The 16,282-nt window shown below is 65.2% G+C and carries 15 protein-coding genes; 13 read left to right on the forward strand and 2 right to left on the reverse strand.

The window, feature by feature from the left end; translation table 11 throughout:
• Positions 1-3 precede the first annotated feature (3 nt).
• The 9 genes from soxZ (at position 4) to ACKWRH_RS44405 (ending at position 8,587) form a co-directional block, all read left to right on the forward strand.
• The gene (gene soxZ, locus ACKWRH_RS44365; RefSeq protein ID WP_445218681.1) at positions 4-315 is read left to right on the forward strand and encodes a thiosulfate oxidation carrier complex protein SoxZ; all 312 of its coding nucleotides are present in this window, start codon (positions 4-6) and stop codon (positions 313-315) included.
• Entirely contained in the window at positions 315-1,178 is an 864-nt protein-coding gene (gene soxA / locus ACKWRH_RS44370; RefSeq protein ID WP_445218682.1) for a sulfur oxidation c-type cytochrome SoxA, read from the forward strand. Before soxZ ends, soxA begins: the two co-directional genes overlap by 1 nt.
• On the forward strand, positions 1,175-1,480 hold the full coding sequence (locus ACKWRH_RS44375) for a hypothetical protein (protein WP_445218683.1): 306 nt from the start codon (positions 1,175-1,177) through the stop codon (positions 1,478-1,480). The genes soxA and ACKWRH_RS44375 overlap by 4 nt, the downstream gene beginning before the upstream one ends.
• 56 nt (positions 1,481-1,536) lie before the next feature.
• Complete coding sequence (soxB, locus tag ACKWRH_RS44380) at positions 1,537-3,288, forward strand: thiosulfohydrolase SoxB (RefSeq protein ID WP_445218684.1); 1,752 nt, start codon at positions 1,537-1,539, stop codon at positions 3,286-3,288.
• Positions 3,285-3,743 carry a DsrE family protein gene (locus tag ACKWRH_RS44385; RefSeq protein ID WP_445218685.1) on the forward strand — a complete coding sequence of 153 codons (459 nt, stop codon included), beginning with the start codon at positions 3,285-3,287 and terminating at the stop codon, positions 3,741-3,743. Before soxB ends, ACKWRH_RS44385 begins: the two co-directional genes overlap by 4 nt.
• A 284-nt stretch (positions 3,744-4,027) precedes the next feature.
• The gene (locus ACKWRH_RS44390) at positions 4,028-5,065 is read left to right on the forward strand and encodes an MBL fold metallo-hydrolase (RefSeq protein ID WP_445218686.1); all 1,038 of its coding nucleotides are present in this window, start codon (positions 4,028-4,030) and stop codon (positions 5,063-5,065) included.
• A gap of 83 nt (positions 5,066-5,148) precedes the next feature.
• A complete protein-coding gene (locus ACKWRH_RS44395; RefSeq protein WP_445218687.1) occupies positions 5,149-5,316 on the forward strand; it encodes a hypothetical protein in 168 nt (55 codons plus the stop codon).
• Positions 5,317-5,475: 159 nt separating this feature from the next.
• Positions 5,476-6,684, forward strand: a complete 1,209-nt coding sequence (locus tag ACKWRH_RS44400; protein WP_445218688.1) for an MFS transporter — start codon at positions 5,476-5,478, stop codon at positions 6,682-6,684.
• Positions 6,685-6,871: 187 nt separating this feature from the next.
• Positions 6,872-8,587 carry an N-acyl-D-amino-acid deacylase family protein gene (locus tag ACKWRH_RS44405; protein ID WP_445218689.1) on the forward strand — a complete coding sequence of 572 codons (1,716 nt, stop codon included), beginning with the start codon at positions 6,872-6,874 and terminating at the stop codon, positions 8,585-8,587.
• A gap of 205 nt (positions 8,588-8,792) precedes the next feature.
• On the opposite strand, the gene ACKWRH_RS44410 is transcribed toward ACKWRH_RS44405, so the two are convergent.
• Entirely contained in the window at positions 8,793-10,130 is a 1,338-nt protein-coding gene (locus ACKWRH_RS44410) for an MFS transporter (protein ID WP_445218690.1), read from the reverse strand.
• 146 nt (positions 10,131-10,276) lie between these two features.
• Between ACKWRH_RS44410 and ACKWRH_RS44415 the strand changes: the two genes are divergently transcribed.
• From ACKWRH_RS44415 to ACKWRH_RS44430, 4 genes are read left to right on the forward strand one after another with little or no spacing between them, the layout of a single operon-like run.
• The gene (locus tag ACKWRH_RS44415; protein ID WP_445218691.1) at positions 10,277-10,930 is read left to right on the forward strand and encodes an ABC transporter ATP-binding protein; all 654 of its coding nucleotides are present in this window, start codon (positions 10,277-10,279) and stop codon (positions 10,928-10,930) included.
• Complete coding sequence (locus ACKWRH_RS44420; protein ID WP_445218692.1) at positions 10,927-13,389, forward strand: FtsX-like permease family protein; 2,463 nt, start codon at positions 10,927-10,929, stop codon at positions 13,387-13,389. Before ACKWRH_RS44415 ends, ACKWRH_RS44420 begins: the two co-directional genes overlap by 4 nt.
• On the forward strand, positions 13,379-14,461 hold the full coding sequence (locus ACKWRH_RS44425) for a lipocalin-like domain-containing protein (RefSeq protein ID WP_445218693.1): 1,083 nt from the start codon (positions 13,379-13,381) through the stop codon (positions 14,459-14,461). The genes ACKWRH_RS44420 and ACKWRH_RS44425 overlap by 11 nt, the downstream gene beginning before the upstream one ends.
• Before the next feature lie 27 nt (positions 14,462-14,488).
• Entirely contained in the window at positions 14,489-14,875 is a 387-nt protein-coding gene (locus tag ACKWRH_RS44430; RefSeq protein WP_445218694.1) for an MAPEG family protein, read from the forward strand.
• Between the two features lie 162 nt (positions 14,876-15,037).
• Here the strand turns inward: ACKWRH_RS44430 and ACKWRH_RS44435 are convergent, their stop codons facing one another.
• The gene (locus ACKWRH_RS44435) at positions 15,038-16,231 is read right to left on the reverse strand and encodes an ABC transporter substrate-binding protein (protein ID WP_166347942.1); all 1,194 of its coding nucleotides are present in this window, start codon (positions 16,229-16,231) and stop codon (positions 15,038-15,040) included.
• Between the last annotated feature and the right edge of the window lie 51 nt (positions 16,232-16,282).

Below are 16,282 nucleotides of genomic sequence, written 5' to 3' on the forward strand. Positions count from 1 at the left end.
CAGATGGCATCCAGCATTCGCGTCCGGGCCACGGTCAACGGCGACATCACCGAGGTGCAGGCGCTGATCCAGCACCCCATGGACACCGGCCTGGTCAAGGACGCCAAGGGCGAGGTGATTCCGGCGCACTTCATCCAGCGGCTGAAGTTCGAATGTAACGGCAAGGACGTCTTCGTCGCCGATTGGGGCACCGCGGTCTCCAAGGACCCCTACGTCAAGTTCAGCTTCAAGGGCGCCAAGAAGGGCGACGACCTCAAGGTCTCCTGGACCGACAACAAGGGTGGGTCGGACACGGCCACCGCGAAGATTTCGTGATGAATGTCCGCTTCTATCTTCTGCTTGGTTCGTTGAGCGCCGCGCTGGTCGCGTTCGCCCTCACCTCTCCGCGTGTCATCGCGGCCGACAAGGTCGATCCCGTCGCCGATGCGAAAGCGTTCCAGAACTTCTTCTTCCAGAAGTTTCCGACCGTGAAGCACGAGGATTTCGTCAATGGTCCTTATTCGATGAACGAGGACATGAAGCGGCAATGGCAGGAGAAGGAGGAATTCCCGCCCTACGAGTTCGCGCTCGACGCCGGCAAGGAGATGTTCGCGACCCCGTTCAGGAACGGCAAGACCTATGCCGACTGCTTCCCGAATGGCGGCATCGGCATCCGCCAGAACTATCCTTACTTCGACACTGGGGAAGGCAAGGTCGTCACGCTGGAGCTCGCGCTCAACCGTTGCCGCGAGGCCAATGGCGAGGCGCCCTATTCCTACGTCAAGGACGAGATGGCTTCGCTGACCGCCTACATGGCGTTCACCTCGCGCGGCAAGCCGATGGACATCAATATCCCCGACGACCCGCGCGCGCTCGCCGCGTACGAGAACGGCAAGCGCTACTTCTACACGCGCCGCGGCCAGATGAATTTCTCCTGCGCGAGCTGCCATGTGCAGAGCCCGGGCGAGCGCATCCGCGCCGAGATTTTGGCACCGGCGCTCGGCATTCTGAACGCGATGCCGATCTACCGCTCGGAATGGAGCGGCATGGGCACCACCAGCCGCCGCTTCGTCACCTGCAACAGCCAGACCCGTGCGGTTCCGCTGGAGCCGCAGGCCGATGAATATCGCGACGTCGAATATTTCCTGTCCTACGTCGCCAACGGCCTGCCGATTTCAGGGCCGGGAGCACGGCCATGAAGGTGTCACTTCCTCTCGCCATGTTGCTGGCATTGAGCCTCGCGCCAGCAGCGCGCGCGGCGAACGAGGCGGATTACAAGGCGGCCTATGCCGCTGCGGAGGCCGCCTCCAAGGAGGCAGCCGGCATGCGCAACCAGTGGACCGTGACCGTATCTGCGCTGGCGGCAGCCAAGAAGGCGGCCGACGGCGGCGATTTCGACCGCGCGGTTGCCGCTTCGAAGGAGGCCGAGGCGCTGGCGAAGGCCTCGATCTTCCAGGCGACGTCTGAAAAAGAGGCGTGGAAGGCGATGGAAATCCGCTAGACTAAAAATCTCGTGGAACCGTCGAATTGCCGTTGAGAGGCGCGGAGAATTTCTGGATGGCCATCCGCCGCCGCGATTTCCTGAAGAGCACCGCTGCTGTCGCCACATCGCTCAGCCTGCCGCGGCTCGCGCGCGGCGCCGAGACCGCGAGCATTTACGACCTCGAACGGTTCGGCAATGCGCGCATCCTGCACACCACCGACACGCATGCGCAGCTCAACCCGGTCTATGTCCGCGAGCCCAGCGTCAATATCGGCATCGGCGAGATGGCAGGACGGCCGCCGCATCTGGTTGGCCGCGCCTTCCTCGAGCGGTTCGGCATCCGGCCCGACAGCGCCGATGCCTATGCTTTCAGCTGCTTCGAGTTCGAGAAGTCCGCGGGCCGCTTCGGCAAGCTCGGCGGCTTCGCCCATCTGAAGACACTGATCGATCGCTTGCGCGGCGATGCCGGCGAAAAGCACTCCGTGCTCGTCGACGGCGGCGACCTCTGGCAGGGCACGGGGCTTGCCAACATCATGCAGGGCCGCGACATGGTCGAGGTCGCCAATCTGCTCGGCATCGAGGCGATGACCGGGCATTGGGAATTCACCTATGGCGAGCAGGTGCTGCGTGAGAATCTCGAGCGCTTCAAGGGCGAGTTTCTGGCGCAGAACGTCTTCCTGACCGAGGAGGCCGCGTTCAACGACGCCCCCGCCTTCGACAAGGCGAGCGGGCGCGTGTTCAAGCCTTCGATGATCAAGGAGCTCAGCGGCCATCGCGTTGCGATCATCGGCCAGGCCTTCCCCTACGTGCCGATCGCGCATCCCAAGCGGTTCACGCCGGACTGGACTTTTGGCATCCGCGAGGAGGAGTTGCAGAAGCATGTCGATGCCTTGCGCGGCACCGAGAAAGTCGATGCGGTCATCCTGCTGTCGCACAACGGCATGGACGTCGATCTCAAGCTCGCGAGCCGCGTCACCGGCATCGACGTCATCCTCGGCGGCCATACCCATGATGCGATCCCGCAGCCCATCGCGGTGAAGAACGCGAGCGGCACGACGCTCGTCACCAATGCCGGCTCCAACGGAAAATTTCTGGGCGTCCTCGACCTCGCGCTCGACAAGGGCAAGGTCGGCGACGTCAGGTATCACCTGCTGCCGGTCTATTCCGAGCTGCTGAAGCCCGACCCTGGCATGGCCGAGCTGATCGGCCGGGTGCGCGCGCCGCATGTCACCGACTGGTCGGAAAAGATCGCAACGCCAGACCGCCTGCTGTATCGCCGCGACAATTTCGCCGGTCCCGTCGACGAGCTGATCTGCACCGCGCTGCGCAGCGAGCTCGATGCCGAGATCGCGCTGTCGCCGGGCTTCCGCTGGGGCATCACCGCACTGTCCGGCCAACCGCTGACCATGGAGGATGTGCTCGCGGAAACCGCGATCACCTATCCCGAGACCTACGTGCAGGAGATGACCGGCGCCCAGATCAAGGAGGTGCTGGAAGACATCTGCGACAACCTCTTCAATCCCGACCCCTATTACCAGCAGGGCGGCGACATGGTGCGCGCCGGCGGGCTCAGCTACACCTGCACGCCGACGGGTGCGATCGGCAGCCGCATCTCCGAGCTGAAGCTCAGTGGCGGCAAGGCGCTCAGCGCGAGCCACCGTTACAAGGTCGCGGGCTGGGCCTCGGTCAACGGCCAGCAGGGCGCGCCGGTGTGGGATGTCGTCGCCAAATATCTGCGCTCAGGCAGGATGTTTCAGGAGCGGCTCGGCTCCGGCGTGACGCTGAAGGGCGTCGAGGGCAATCCAGGCATTGCAGGACAGGGATGATGCGGTCGCAAATCTGTCGCGCGATGCTGCTGGCGGCGCTCGCCTTCGCCGCCACGCCGTGGGCCTCGGCACAGCAAGTGCCGCTCCAGGACAAGCCGTTCGCCGAGCACAAGATCGTGCTTCAGCTCTCCGACGGCGATGTGAAGAAGCAGGCGCTGGTGCTGAGCGTCGCCAACAATCTCCTGAAGGCCTACGATCCGGACAAGGTCGCGATCGAGGTGGTGGCGCTCGGTCCCGGCATTGATCTCCTGTTGTCAGGCAGCGAGCGCCGCAAGCAGGTCGAAAGCCTGATCGCGCAGGGCGTGCGCTTCGATATCTGCCTCAACACGGTCGACACGATCGAGCGGGAGAGCGGAAAACGGCCGGAGTTCATCCCCGCTGCGACGCCGGTGCAGGTCGGGGTCGGGCAGATCCTGTTCCTGGCGGAGAATGGGTACACGGTGGTGCGGCCGTAGGGGCTTCGGCCGTGGCACGACGCCGCGACACCCTCGGTGTCATTCCCCGCGAAAGCGAGGAATCCAGTACGCCGCGGCTTCTCCGTATCCCCTTGCCGTCTCTGGAATACTGGATCGCCCGCCTTCGCGGGCGATGACGCCGGTGGGTGGGGGCGGACACTAACGACTTCCCATCCCCCGCAATAAAAATCTTCTAAATTTTGCTGTCTACACAGTGAATTGCTTCTCTTCCTGGCCCATAGCGTAGTAGAATCTTGGGAACCAGTTCCACGCCGGGTTTTGCCATGATCTTTCGCCAGCTCTTCGACAGCGTTTCGGGCACCTACAGCTATGTCCTCGCCAGCCGCCCCGGCGGCGAGGCGTTGATCCTCGATCCCGTGCTGGAGAAGGTCGATCGCTACTGCCAGCTGCTGCGCGAACTCGATCTCAAGCTGGTGAAAGCCGTCGACACCCATCTCCATGCCGACCACGTCACCGGGCTCGGCGAGCTCCGCGACCGCACCCATTGCATGACCGTGATGGGCGACCAGACCAAGGCCGACGTGGTGGCGATGCGGGTCGCCGACGGCGACAAGGTGACGATCGAGGGCCTGTCGCTCGACGTGATGTACACGCCCGGCCACACCGACGATTCCTATTCCTATCTGATGGGCGACCGCGTCTTCACCGGCGACACGCTTCTGATCCGCGGCACCGGCCGCACCGATTTTCAGAACGGGTCGTCACGCGCGCAATACGATTCGATCTTCAATCGCCTGCTCAAGCTGCCGGACGAGACGATGGTGTTCCCGGCGCATGACTACAAAGGCGACACCGTCTCCACCATCGGCGAGGAGAAGCGCTACAATCCGCGGCTCCAGGTGCGTTCGGTCGACGAATATATCGAGCTGATGGCGAACCTGAAGCTGCCCAATCCGAAGATGATGGACGTCGCGGTGCCCGCCAACATGCATGTCGGCCTGCATCAGGAGGAGCTGGAGAAAGAGGGCCGCGCGCTCAGCGCCGTCGAGGCGATCCGCATCCTCGGCCGTCCCGATATCCTGCTGGTCGATCTGCGCGAGACCAACGAGCGATTGAAGCACGGCATGCTCGAAGGCGCGCTGCATACGCCCTATCCGTCCGTTGAAGACAGCCTGAAGCCCGGCGGCATGCTGCGCGAGGTCGCGGCCGCCACCGGCCGCCGCGTCGTGTTCTTCTGCGCCTTCGGCGAACGCTCGGCGATGGCTGTCGCCGCCGCCAAGGAAGCCGGCCTTTCCAACACTGCCCACATCGCCGGCGGCATCGATGCCTGGAAGAAGGCCGGCGGGCCTGTGGTGCGCTGACGCCCCCCTTCTTGCGGTAAGTCAGGAACCGCACATATTCTAGGGGGTAGAAGCGGATGACGCATCACCATCCGGGATCACCCATGGCCAAGACTGGCAAGCCGGGCAATCCGCCCAAAGTCGCTGATAACAAGCAAGCGGACGACAGGGCGAAGAAGCCCCCGCCTCCGCTCGACGACGACGATTGCGACGACGGCGACATCGCGACGCCGAAACGCGACCGCTACGGTTCGGATGACGAGCCGTTGTGAGGGATGAGAAGCTCGCCCCACGAACGGTGCGTTCCCTCCCCCCTTTCAGATCGCAGCGCCCCACCCGCGCTACCTGCCATGCGCCCGCGTTCATGGACAAATAACGGCTCTCCCCGATAGTTTGCGCGTCCCCCCTTAAGGACGTGAAACGGAACTGCAATGGTCGACGTTCTCGCCGCACCGCAACAAGGCAAGGCGGACAGCGCGCTGCGCACGCTGACCGGGATTTCGATCGCGCATTGGGTCAGTCATTTCCATCTGCTGGTCCTGCCGATGCTGTTTCCGTTCCTGAAGAGCCAGCTCGGCGTCGGCTATATCGAGCTCGGCTTCGCGCTCACCGTCTCAGCGGTCGTATCCGGCCTGACGCAGGCGCCGACCGGCTATCTCGTCGACCATTTTGGCGCGCGCAAGATCCTGCTGGGCGGGCTCGCGCTCGGCGGCTTCGCGCTGATCCTGCTCGGCCTGCATCTCAGCTATGCCTCGCTGATTGCCTGCGCGGTGCTGCTGGGTCTTGCCAACAGCGTCTACCACCCCGCTGACTACGCCATCCTGGCCGAGCATATGGACGAGGCGCGGATGGGCCGCGCCTTCTCGGTCCATACCTTTGCCGGTTATCTCGGTGGCGCCGTGGCGCCGGCGATCGTCGCCGCGCTCGTCACCGTCTCCGGCGGCACGGGTGCGCTGATCGCGTCGGGCGCGATCGCCGTGCTGGTGGCCCTGCTGCTGGTCGTCATGAACATACCCGATGCCGGCGCGCACAAGACCACGCCGGGCAACGAAAACGCGCCGAAGCAGGCTGTGATCACGCCGGCGCTGATCACGCTCACCGCGCTGTTCATGCTGCTCAGCCTGTCGGTCGCCGGCATCAACAATTTCGGCGTGGTGGCGCTGATGAGTGGCTACGGCGCGTCCTACTCCGCCGCCAACATCGCGCTCACCGCGTTCCTCGCCGCCAGCGCCGCAGGCGTGCTCGCCGGCGGCTTCCTCGCCGACCACACCGCGCGCAACGGCTATGTCGCCGCGGCCTGCTTTGCCGCGAACGCAGCGATCGTGCTGCTGATCGCGCTGGTCACGCTGCCCGGCTGGATGCTGACGGCCGCAATGATGACGGCGGGCTTCCTCTCCGGCGTGATCGCGCCCTCGCGCGACATGCTGGTGCGCAATGCGGCGCCTCCGGGCGCGGCGGGCCGCGCCTTCGGCATCGTCTCCACCGGCTTCAATCTCGGCGGCATCGTCAGCCCGCTGCTGTTCGGCTGGATCATGGACCAGAGCGCGCCGCACTGGGTGTTCGGGGCGTCCGTGATCTTCATGGTCGCAACCGTGGTGCTGTCGCCGTTCACCGAGCGGAAGGCGCAAGCCAAGGCTTGAGGCATAATTCAGCTGTCGTCCCTGCGAACGCAGGGACCCATAACCACAAGGAGGAATGCGGCGCGAGACTGATAACTCCGAGTCTTCGCCAAACACTTCCCTGTGGTTATGGGTCCCGGATTTTCGCTTCGCTTGTCCGGGGACGACGGATAGAGAAACGCAAAACAACAAACTGGGAAGAAACACCATGAGCACCCCTGATCTCGTGATCCGCGGCGGCACCGTCGCGGATGGAAGCGGCGGCGAATTGTTCGAGGCGGATGTCGCCATCACCGCCGGCAAGGTCACCGAGGTCGGCAAGGTCGCAGGCAAAGGCAACGAAGAGATCGACGCGCGCGGCAAGCTCGTCACACCAGGCTTCGTCGACGTGCACACCCATTATGACGGCCAGGTCACCTGGAGCCAGGACATCACGCCGTCGTCGCAGAACGGCGTCACCACGGCGATCATGGGCAATTGCGGCGTCGGCTTCGCACCGTGCAAGCCCGCCGACCACACCCGCCTGATCCAGTTGATGGAAGGCGTCGAGGATATTCCCGAGCCGGTGCTGAGCGCCGGCATTCCCTGGGCCTGGGAGAGCTTTCCGGACTACATGAACTGGCTGTCGAAGCGAGATTTCGACATCGACGTCGGCGCGCAGCTGCCGCACGCCGCGCTGCGCGTCTATGTCATGGGCGAACGCGGCGCGCGCCGCGATCCCTCGACCGCCGAGGACAATGCGGCAATGGCGAAGCTCGCGGGCGAAGCGGTGCGTTCCGGCGCGCTGGGCTTCTCGACCTCGCGCACGCTCAACCACCGCACCTCGACCGGCGATTTCACGCCGACGCTGAAGGCCGGCGAGGACGAGCTCACCGCCATTGCCGGCGCGATGCATCGCGAGGGCCGCAGCGTGCTGCAATTCGTGCTCGACCTCTCCACCCTCCACGAAGATTTGCCGATGATGCTGCGGGTGGCCGACGCCACGAAATGCCCGATCTCGTTCTCGATCACCCAGAACGACAAGGCACCGAACCGCTGGCGCCAGACGCTGGACGAGATCAATGCGGCGGCGAAGCGCGGCCTCTCGATCACCGCGCAGATCGCGGCGCGGCCCGTTGGGCTCTTGCTTGGTCTCGAGCTATCGCGCAATCCGTTCCAGACCCATCCGAGCTATAAGGCGATCGCGCATCTGCCGCTGCGGGAGCGGCTGGCGCGGCTACGTCAGCCGGAGGTACGCAAGGCGATCCTGAGCGAGACGGCGACCGCGACCGACGATCCGCTGTTCTTCCGGCCCAACTACGACAAGATGTTCCTACTCGGCGATCCCCCCGATTACGAGCAGCCGCCGGAGAACGCGCTGGGGCCGCAGGCGCGCAAGCAGGGCCGCCAGCCGGAAGAGCTCGCCTACGAGGCGATGCTCTCCGACGAGGGCCGCGGCATGCTCTACGTGCCCTTCCTCAACTATGCCGATGGCAATCTCGACGCGACGCGCGAGATGCTGATCGATCCGCAATCGGTGCCGGGCCTCTCCGACGGCGGCGCGCATTGCGGCATCATCTGCGACGCCACCTTCCCGACCTATCTGCTGACGCACTGGACCCGCGACCGCACGCGCGGCGAGAAGCTCACGATCCCGTTTGTGGTCGCCGCGCAGTCGCGCAAGACCGCGCTCTCGGTCGGCCTCACCGATCGCGGGCTCGTCGCTCCCGGCTATAAAGCCGATGTCAATGTGATCGACTACGACCGGCTGCATCTGCATCCGCCGAAGGTGCATTACGATCTGCCGGTCGGCGGGCGGCGGCTGTTGCAGGATGTCGACGGCTATGACGCGACGATCGTGTCCGGCGTGGTGACGCGGCGGCACGGTGAGGCCACGGGACGCCGACCGGGGAAGTTGATCCGGGGTGCGCAGGGAGTGCAGTAGCGAAGATTGCGAGTGAGGCGCGAAGACCGCACCTCAATCCCGCTGTCATCCCGCGAAGGCGGGGATCCATATCCCCAGGGAGTAGTTGCCGCCCGAAGCTGGCAACTCCGAATCTTCGTCAAACCACGTCCTGTGGTTATGGGTCCTGGGCTCGCGCTTCGCGCGCCCCGGGACGACAGTGTGCTTGGAGCAATCGCTCGCCCCCTTACGTCGGCGAGACCGCGCCCTTCAACGCCGCGCCTTGCGGGGCCGTACCGCGGGTAAGCCTGGCCTTTTCCGTGTTCGGCCACAGCAGCAGCAGGCCAATGACGCCGGAGCCGACCATCACCACCGCGTTGATGGTGAAGCCGGTCAGGTAGCCGTCGACCATGTTGCCGGCGCGCTGGATCACGGCGCCCATCACACTCGGCGCGATGATGCCCGACAGCGTATAGAGCGCGCCGTAGATCGCGATGACCGCGCCGCGCTGCGAGGCAGGGGTGAACTCGCCGAGCATCGGCGGGCAGACGACATAGATCGCGCCGCAGAGGCCAGAGCCGACGACGAGAGCCGCGATCTGAAGACCCGCGCCCTGAACGTGCCCCATCATCGCCAGGATCAGGCCGCCGATGATCAGCGGCACCGAGCCGAGCACGCCGCGCGAGATGCGCGTGGTGTAGCCGCGCGCCATCATCACCTGCGAGATCCAGCCCGTGAGGATGACGATTGTGGCGCCGAACACCCAGGGCAGGATCGAGACGAAGCCGGCCTGGCTCTGCGAGAAGCCCAGGCCCTTGACGATGAACGGCGTGAACCAGGTGAGGCCGAGCGACAGCGCCCAATAGGCGCCGAAGGTCGCGATCACGCAGCCGAGGAAGGTGCGCGAGGTCAGCAGCTGCACGTAAGGGATTTTCGGCTCGGTGACGGCGAGAACCTGCGTATCCTCGAGCGGGCCTTCCTTGCCGAACGTCAGCCAGGCGCAGACCCAGAGCAGGCCGACGACGCCGAGCGCGCCGAAGGCGTAGTGCCAGGAATGATTGACGATGACCCAGTTCAACGCCGGCACGGCCAGGATGACGCCGAAGGCCGAGCCTTGTGACAGGATCGCGGTCGGCAGCGTGCGCTTCTCGTCGGGAAACCATTTGTAGATGGCGTGGGCTGCAACCGAGAAGGCAGGTCCCTCGCCCGCGCCGAGCACGATGCGGCAGATCAGGAGCGTGGTGAACGAGACGGTGCCGACCATCGGGAACTGCGCCAGCGCCCAGATCACCGCCAAAGTCAGCAGCACCCAGCGCGTCGGCACCTTGTTGACGATGAAGCCGACCACGATGGCCGAGATCGAGAACAGGAAGAAGAACGAGGAGCCGAGCAGGCCGAATTGCTCGGCGTCGAGCTTCAGGTCGGTCATGATCGGCACGCCGGCGAGACCGACGACGATCTTGTCCGCGAAGTTCACCACCATGAAGAGAAAGAGGAGAAAAGTGACGGTCCAGGCGCCCTTCGGCGTTGCCTTGGTTTCCCCTGCCGTCCTGCCCGCAACGTCGGGCGTTCCCTGAGCGCTCATCAATCTCCCCGTATGTCTTTTTGTCGGCACGTTTTTGATTTGGCCGTTTTGGGAGCTAACAACGGCTTCAAGGCCAACGCAACCCCGGCATTTCCACGGCAAGTGTGCTACGCAGCATTGAGTTAATTCCGTCCGGCGCATTGACCTTGCTGAGCATCCGAAACCTCTCAAAGACCTTCTCCTCGGCCGGCGAGCCGGTCCATGTGCTGCGCGGTGTCGACCTCGACCTCAAGGCCGGCGAGCGCGTCGCGCTGACCGGCGAATCCGGCAGCGGCAAGAGCACGCTGTTGCACCTGATCGCGGGTCTCGATGCCGCCGACAGCGGCACAATTCGCCTGGACGACACCGAGGTCACCAGGCTCTCGGACGCGGGCCGGGCCGAGCTGCGGCGCGACCGGATCGGCCTCGTTTTTCAGCAGTTCAACCTGATCCCGAGCCTGTCGGTCGCGGACAATCTCGCCTTCCAGGCGCGGATCGCCGGCCGTCACGATGCGGCATGGTCAAAGGAGCTGGTCGAGCGGCTCGGGCTCGGCAATCTGCTCAAGCGTTATCCAGAGCAATTATCAGGCGGCCAGCAGCAGCGGGTCGCGATCGGCCGGGCGCTGGCGACAAAGCCGTCGCTGCTGCTCGCGGACGAGCCGACCGGCAATCTCGACGAGGATACCGCCGACGACGTGCTGGCGCTGACGCGCGATCTCGTCACGCGCACCGGCTGCGGCTTCCTGATGGTGACGCACAGCCTGCATCTCGCAGGCACGCTCGACCGCCACGTGACCTTGCATGCGGGGCGGATCGCATGAGGCGCGCGCTCTGGGTCCTCGCGGTGCTCCTGAGCCATTGGCGACGGCACAAGATGCAGTTCGCCACGCTCCTGATCGGACTGATCGCGGCGACCGCATTGTGGAGCGGCGTGCAGGCGATCAACCAGCAGGCCCGCAATGCCTATGACCGCGCGGCGGCGACGTTCGGCGGCGTGCGCACGGCGATGCTGGTTGCGCCTGATGCCGCGACCTTTTCGCAGGAGCTGTTCATAAAACTCCGGCGCGCGGGCTGGCCGGTCTCGCCGGTGCTGGAAGGCCGCGTCCAGGTCAACGGGCGTTCGGTGCGGCTGCTCGGCATCGAGCCGGTGACGATGCCGGCCGACGTCGGCAATGCGCCACGCCTCGGTGCCTCGGATTTGAGCAGTTTTGTTACGCCGCCGGGCCAGACATTGGTGGCACGGGAGACGCTGAGCGATCTGCAGGAGCCGGAAGGCGCGGCACCGCCGATCAGCAACGGCGCAAAACTGCCGCCGCTGCGCGTGCTGCCGCAGCTCGTGCCCGGCGTACTCGTCGTCGACATCGGCGTCGCGCAGCGGCTGCTGAACAAGCCGGACCAGGTGTCGCGGCTCTTGATCGGCAAGCCGAAGGGCAAGCCGGCGCCACTGGCCAGTATCGTTGGCGAGCAGTTGCAGCGAGTCGAGCCGAATGCCGAGACGGAGCTGGAGCGCCTCACCGACAGCTTTCATCTCAACCTCACCGCCTTCGGCCTGCTGTCGTTCTTCGTCGGTCTCTTCATCGTCAACTCCGCCGTCGGCCTCACCTTCGAGCAGCGGCTGCCGATGCTGCGCACATTGCGGGCCTGCGGTGCCTCGGCGCGGCTGGTCAACACGGTGCTGGTGATCGAGCTGGTGGCACTGGCGCTGGTCGCAGGATTAATCGGGCTCGTCTGCGGCTATTTCATCGCGGCTGCGCTGTTGCCCGACGTCGCGGCGTCGCTGCGCGGGCTCTATGGCGCGCAGATCCCGGGACAGCTCACGCTGCGCTCCGAATGGTGGCTTGCCGGCATCGGCATCAGCATTGCGGGTGCACTCGTGGCCGCCGCGACCAGCCTGATCAAGGCGATCAGGATGCCGGTGCTGGCGACCGCACAGCCGTACGCCTGGCAGCAGCGGCAGCGCCGCTGGCTGGTCCTGCAAAGCGGTGCGGCCTGCGCCGTGTTCGCGGTCGCGCTGTTGCTCCTGCACTACGGACAATCGCTGATTGCGGGATTCGGCGTGCTCGGGGCGCTGATGCTGGGCGCGGCGCTGATCCTGCCGGCATTCCTCGAGATCATCCTGCTCACGGGCCAGCGCTGGGCAAAGGGGCCGCTCGCGCTGTGGTTCTGGGCGGACAGCCGGCAACAGCTCTCCGGCTTGTCGCTGGCCCTGATGGCGCTGCTGCTCGCGCTGGCGGTCAATGTCGGGGTGTCCACCATGGTGGAGACCTTCAGCCGCACCTTCGTCGGCTGGCTCAACGGGCGGCTTGCCGCGGACGTCTACATCAGCGCCTCCGACAATGCGCAAGGCGTTGCGATCCGGAGCTGGCTGAAGGAGCGCAGCGACGTGCAGGCGATCCTGTCGGGCGGACGCGCCGATACCCAGGTTCAGGGGCAGCCGGTCGAGCTGCTCGGCCTGCCCGATCACGCACTCTATCGCGAGCGCTGGCCGCTGCTGGAGACCGCGCCGCGCGCCTGGACCCGGCTCGTGCCGGGCAATGCCGCCTTCATCAGCGAGCAGCTGAGCCGCCGCCTCAACGTCCGCGTCGGCGATGTCATCGAGGTGCCGGCGCCGGGCGGCACCTGGGAGCTCGACATCGTCGGCATCTATGCCGATTACGGCAACCCCAAGGGGCAGCTAGCCGTCAACGTCGCGGCGCTGATCCGGCACTTTCCGCAAACGCCGCAGACGCGCATCGGCCTGATCGTCGCAAGGGAGAATATTCCCGGCCTGATCGCAGCGCTGCAGAAGCAGTTCGCGCTCGATGACCGCAGCGTCGCTGACCAGGCGACGGTGAAGGCGGAATCGATCCGCATCTTCAATCGCACCTTTGCGGTGACGTCGGCGCTCAATGCGTTCACGCTCGGCGTCGCCGGCATTGCGCTCTTGACCAGCCTGTTGACGCTGGCGAACTCGCGCCTGCCGCAGCTTGCGCCGCTGTGGGCGATCGGCATCACGCGGCCGCGCCTGGCCGCGATCGAACTGACCAAGACATTGTCGGTTGCGCTGTTCACCTCGCTGCTGGCCGTGCCGCTCGGATTGCTGGTGGCCTGGTGCCTGATCGCGATCGTCAATGTGAAGGCGTTCGGCTGGCGGCTGCCGTTCCACGTGTTTCCGCTTCAGCTGGTGGAGCTGGTCGCGGTCGCGCTGCTCGCTTCGCTGCTTGCCGCGCTGCTGCCGATGATACGACTGGCGCGAATGCAGCCGGCGAGCCTCGTCAAGGTGTTTGCCAATGAGCGCTGACAAGATTTCGCGGCGCGCGTTTGTCGGCGGCATCGCCGCACTCGCGGCTGCCCGCCGCGCTGGCGCGCAAGGCTATGCCGGGCTCGGCGAGACCGCCGACGGCTTTGCGAGGGTGACGCCGGGGAAGACGTTCAGCTTCCCTGCCGATCACGGCCCGCATCCGGAGTTTCGCATCGAATGGTGGTATCTCACCGCGAACCTCGTCGATGGCAGCGGCGCGGCTTGCGGCCTGCAATGGACGCTGTTCCGCCAGGCCGCGCAGCCGGGCCCGCAAGGCGAGGGCTGGGCCAATCAGCAGATCTGGATGGCGCATGCGGCAGTGACGCGCGCTGATACTCACCGCTTCAGCGAGGTGTTTGCGCGCGGCGGCATTGGACAGGCCGGCGTCAGCGCAAAGCCATTTGCGGCGTGGATCGACGATTGGGAGATGAAAGGGTCCGAGCGTACCGACGATCGCACGTTGGCGCCGCTGACGCTGAAAGCATCGGGCACCGACTTCAGTTATTCGCTCACACTGGAGGCCGATCGTCCCGTGGTGCTGCAGGGCGATCACGGCTACAGCCGCAAATCCGAGCGCGGGCAGGCGTCCTACTATTACAGCCAGCCGTTCTACCGAGCCCGCGGCAGCCTCACGATCGACGACAAATCCGTCGATGTCTCGGGCCAGGCCTGGATGGACCGCGAATGGAGCAGCCAGCCGCTCGACGCCGACCAGACCGGCTGGGATTGGCTGTCGCTGCATCTCGCATCCGGCGACAAGCTGATGCTGTACCGGCTGCGGCAGAAGGACGGTCAGGAGTATCCGTTCGGCAACTGGATCAGCGCCGCGGGTGACACGCAGATGATCGCGGGTGACGATATCCAGATGAGTCCGAAAGCGACCGCCGAGATCGCGGGGCGCAAGCTGCCGGTGGAATGGCAGATCGCGATCCCCTCGCGATCATTTTCGATTGCCTGCAAGCCGCTTAATCCAAAAGCCTGGATGGGGACCGGCTTCTCCTATTGGGAAGGGCCGATCAGCTTTGCCGGCACGCATGACGGCGTTGGCTATCTCGAGCTGACCGGCTATTGAGGCGCGGTCTCTTCAAGGAAAACAGTGATGTATCATCTCACCGCCCTCGTCACGCTGCTGGCGATCGCATTTTACATGTTCACCTGCATCAACGTCTCGCGCTCGCGCACCAAGACCGGTGTCAAGGTGCCGGCGATGTCGGGCCATCCGGATTTCGAGCGCGCCTTCCGCATCCAGGCGAACACGCTGGAATGGATGCCGATCTTCCTGCCGGCGCTCTGGCTGTTCGCGATCTATATCGGCGACGCCATTGCAGCGGGAATCGGCGCGGTCTGGATCATCGGCCGCATCGTCTACTTCATCGGCTATTCGAAGGCGGCGGCAAAGCGCGGCCCGGGCTTTGCGATCCAGGGCACCGCGGCGATTGCGCTGTGGGCGGGGGCATTGGGGGCGGTGGTGATGCGGATGGTGTGAGGGGGCGGCGGCATCACGCGCGCTCGTGTCCCGGGCGCGGTGCAGCGTGTAACGCTGCGCCGCTGAACCGGGACCCAATTTGACCACGGAACGTAGAGAAGCATGGGTCCCGGCTCTGCGCAGCAGCGTTTCACGCTGCAGCGCGTCCGGGACACGAGCACGTCACTTCGTCAGCGGGCAGCCGCTGTCCTTGGCGGCGAAGAATGCCTTGTCGCCGGGGACGGTTGCGAGCAGCTTGTAGTAATCCCACGGCTTCTTCGATTCCGACGGCTTCTTGACCTCGAACAGATACATGTCGTGGACCATGCGGCCGTTCTCGAGCACCTTGCCGCCCTGCGCAAAGTCGTCGTCGACCGGCAGCTCCTTCAGCTTCTTGGCGACCGCGTCGGGGTCCTTGGTGCCGGCGGCCTTGACCGCCTTGAGATAGCTCAGCGTCGCCGAATAGGTGCCAGCCTGGATCATGTTCGGCATCCGGCTGGTGCGCTTGAAGAAGCGTTCGCCGAAATGGCGAGTGCGGTCGTTGAGGTCCCAGTAATAGCCCTCGGTCAGCACCAGGCCTTGCGCGGCCTGCAAGCCGAGGCCGTTCACTTCGGCGAGCGTCATCAGGAGACCGGCGAGCTTCTGGCCGCCGGAGACGATGCCGAACTCGGCCGCCTGCTTGATCGAGTTGGTGGTATCGAGGCCCGCATTGGCGAGGCCGACGATCTTCGCCTTCGAGCTCTGCGCCTGGAGCAGGAAGGAGGAAAAATCCGAGGAATTGAGCGGCACGCGGACCGAGCCGGCCACCTTGCCGCCATTGGCGGTGACGATCTCGCTGGTGTCCTTTTCCAGCGCGTAACCGAAGGCGTAGTCGGCAGTGAGGAAGAACCAGGTGTCGCCGCCGGCCTTGGTCAGAGCGCCGCCGGTGCCGACGCCGAGCGCGCGGGTGTCATAGGCCCAGTGGAAGCCGTAGGGCTGGCAGGCATCACCGGTGAGGCGCGAGGTCGCGGCGCCGACGACGATGTCGATCTTCTTCTTTTCCTTGGAGAGCTCATGGATCGCGAGCGCGACCGAGGAGGTCGTCAGCTCCGTGATCATGTCCACGTTCTCGACGTCGTACCAGCGCCGCGCGATCGACGCGGCGAGATCCGGCTTGTTCTGGTGATCGGCGGTGACCATCTCGATCTTCTGGCCAAGCACTTCGCCGCCGAAATCCTCGATCGCCATCTTGGCGGCTTCGACCGAGTACTTGCCGCCGTAGTCGGCATAGACGCCGGACTGATCGTTGAGAATGCCGATCTTGACGCCTTGCGCGAAGGCCGGCGCAGCGAGCAACAGAGCAGACGTTGCGACAGCGGCCAAAAGTGCTGATTTCATATGTTGGCTCCCAGCAGTTTCCTGTTTTGAAATCGCGCGGATACTAGTGAA

The sequence above is a fragment of the Bradyrhizobium sp. Pa8 genome (genome assembly GCF_052588265.1).

Excerpts from the sequence above, each read along its gene's own strand:
- soxZ (WP_445218681.1), top strand. The coding sequence starts at position 4 with ATGGCATCCAGCATTCGCGTCCGGGCCACGGTCAACGGCGACATCACC.
- soxA (WP_445218682.1), top strand. The coding sequence starts at position 315 with ATGAATGTCCGCTTCTATCTTCTGCTTGGTTCGTTGAGCGCCGCGCTG.
- ACKWRH_RS44375 (WP_445218683.1), top strand. The coding sequence starts at position 1,175 with ATGAAGGTGTCACTTCCTCTCGCCATGTTGCTGGCATTGAGCCTCGCG.
- soxB (WP_445218684.1), top strand. The coding sequence starts at position 1,537 with ATGGCCATCCGCCGCCGCGATTTCCTGAAGAGCACCGCTGCTGTCGCC.
- ACKWRH_RS44385 (WP_445218685.1), top strand. The coding sequence starts at position 3,285 with ATGATGCGGTCGCAAATCTGTCGCGCGATGCTGCTGGCGGCGCTCGCC.
- ACKWRH_RS44390 (WP_445218686.1), top strand. The coding sequence starts at position 4,028 with ATGATCTTTCGCCAGCTCTTCGACAGCGTTTCGGGCACCTACAGCTAT.
- ACKWRH_RS44395 (WP_445218687.1), top strand. The coding sequence starts at position 5,149 with ATGGCCAAGACTGGCAAGCCGGGCAATCCGCCCAAAGTCGCTGATAAC.
- ACKWRH_RS44400 (WP_445218688.1), top strand. The coding sequence starts at position 5,476 with ATGGTCGACGTTCTCGCCGCACCGCAACAAGGCAAGGCGGACAGCGCG.
- ACKWRH_RS44405 (WP_445218689.1), top strand. The coding sequence starts at position 6,872 with ATGAGCACCCCTGATCTCGTGATCCGCGGCGGCACCGTCGCGGATGGA.
- ACKWRH_RS44410 (WP_445218690.1), bottom strand. The coding sequence starts at position 10,130 with ATGAGCGCTCAGGGAACGCCCGACGTTGCGGGCAGGACGGCAGGGGAA.
- ACKWRH_RS44420 (WP_445218692.1), top strand. The coding sequence starts at position 10,927 with ATGAGGCGCGCGCTCTGGGTCCTCGCGGTGCTCCTGAGCCATTGGCGA.
- ACKWRH_RS44425 (WP_445218693.1), top strand. The coding sequence starts at position 13,379 with ATGAGCGCTGACAAGATTTCGCGGCGCGCGTTTGTCGGCGGCATCGCC.
- ACKWRH_RS44430 (WP_445218694.1), top strand. The coding sequence starts at position 14,489 with ATGTATCATCTCACCGCCCTCGTCACGCTGCTGGCGATCGCATTTTAC.
- ACKWRH_RS44435 (WP_166347942.1), bottom strand. The coding sequence starts at position 16,231 with ATGAAATCAGCACTTTTGGCCGCTGTCGCAACGTCTGCTCTGTTGCTC.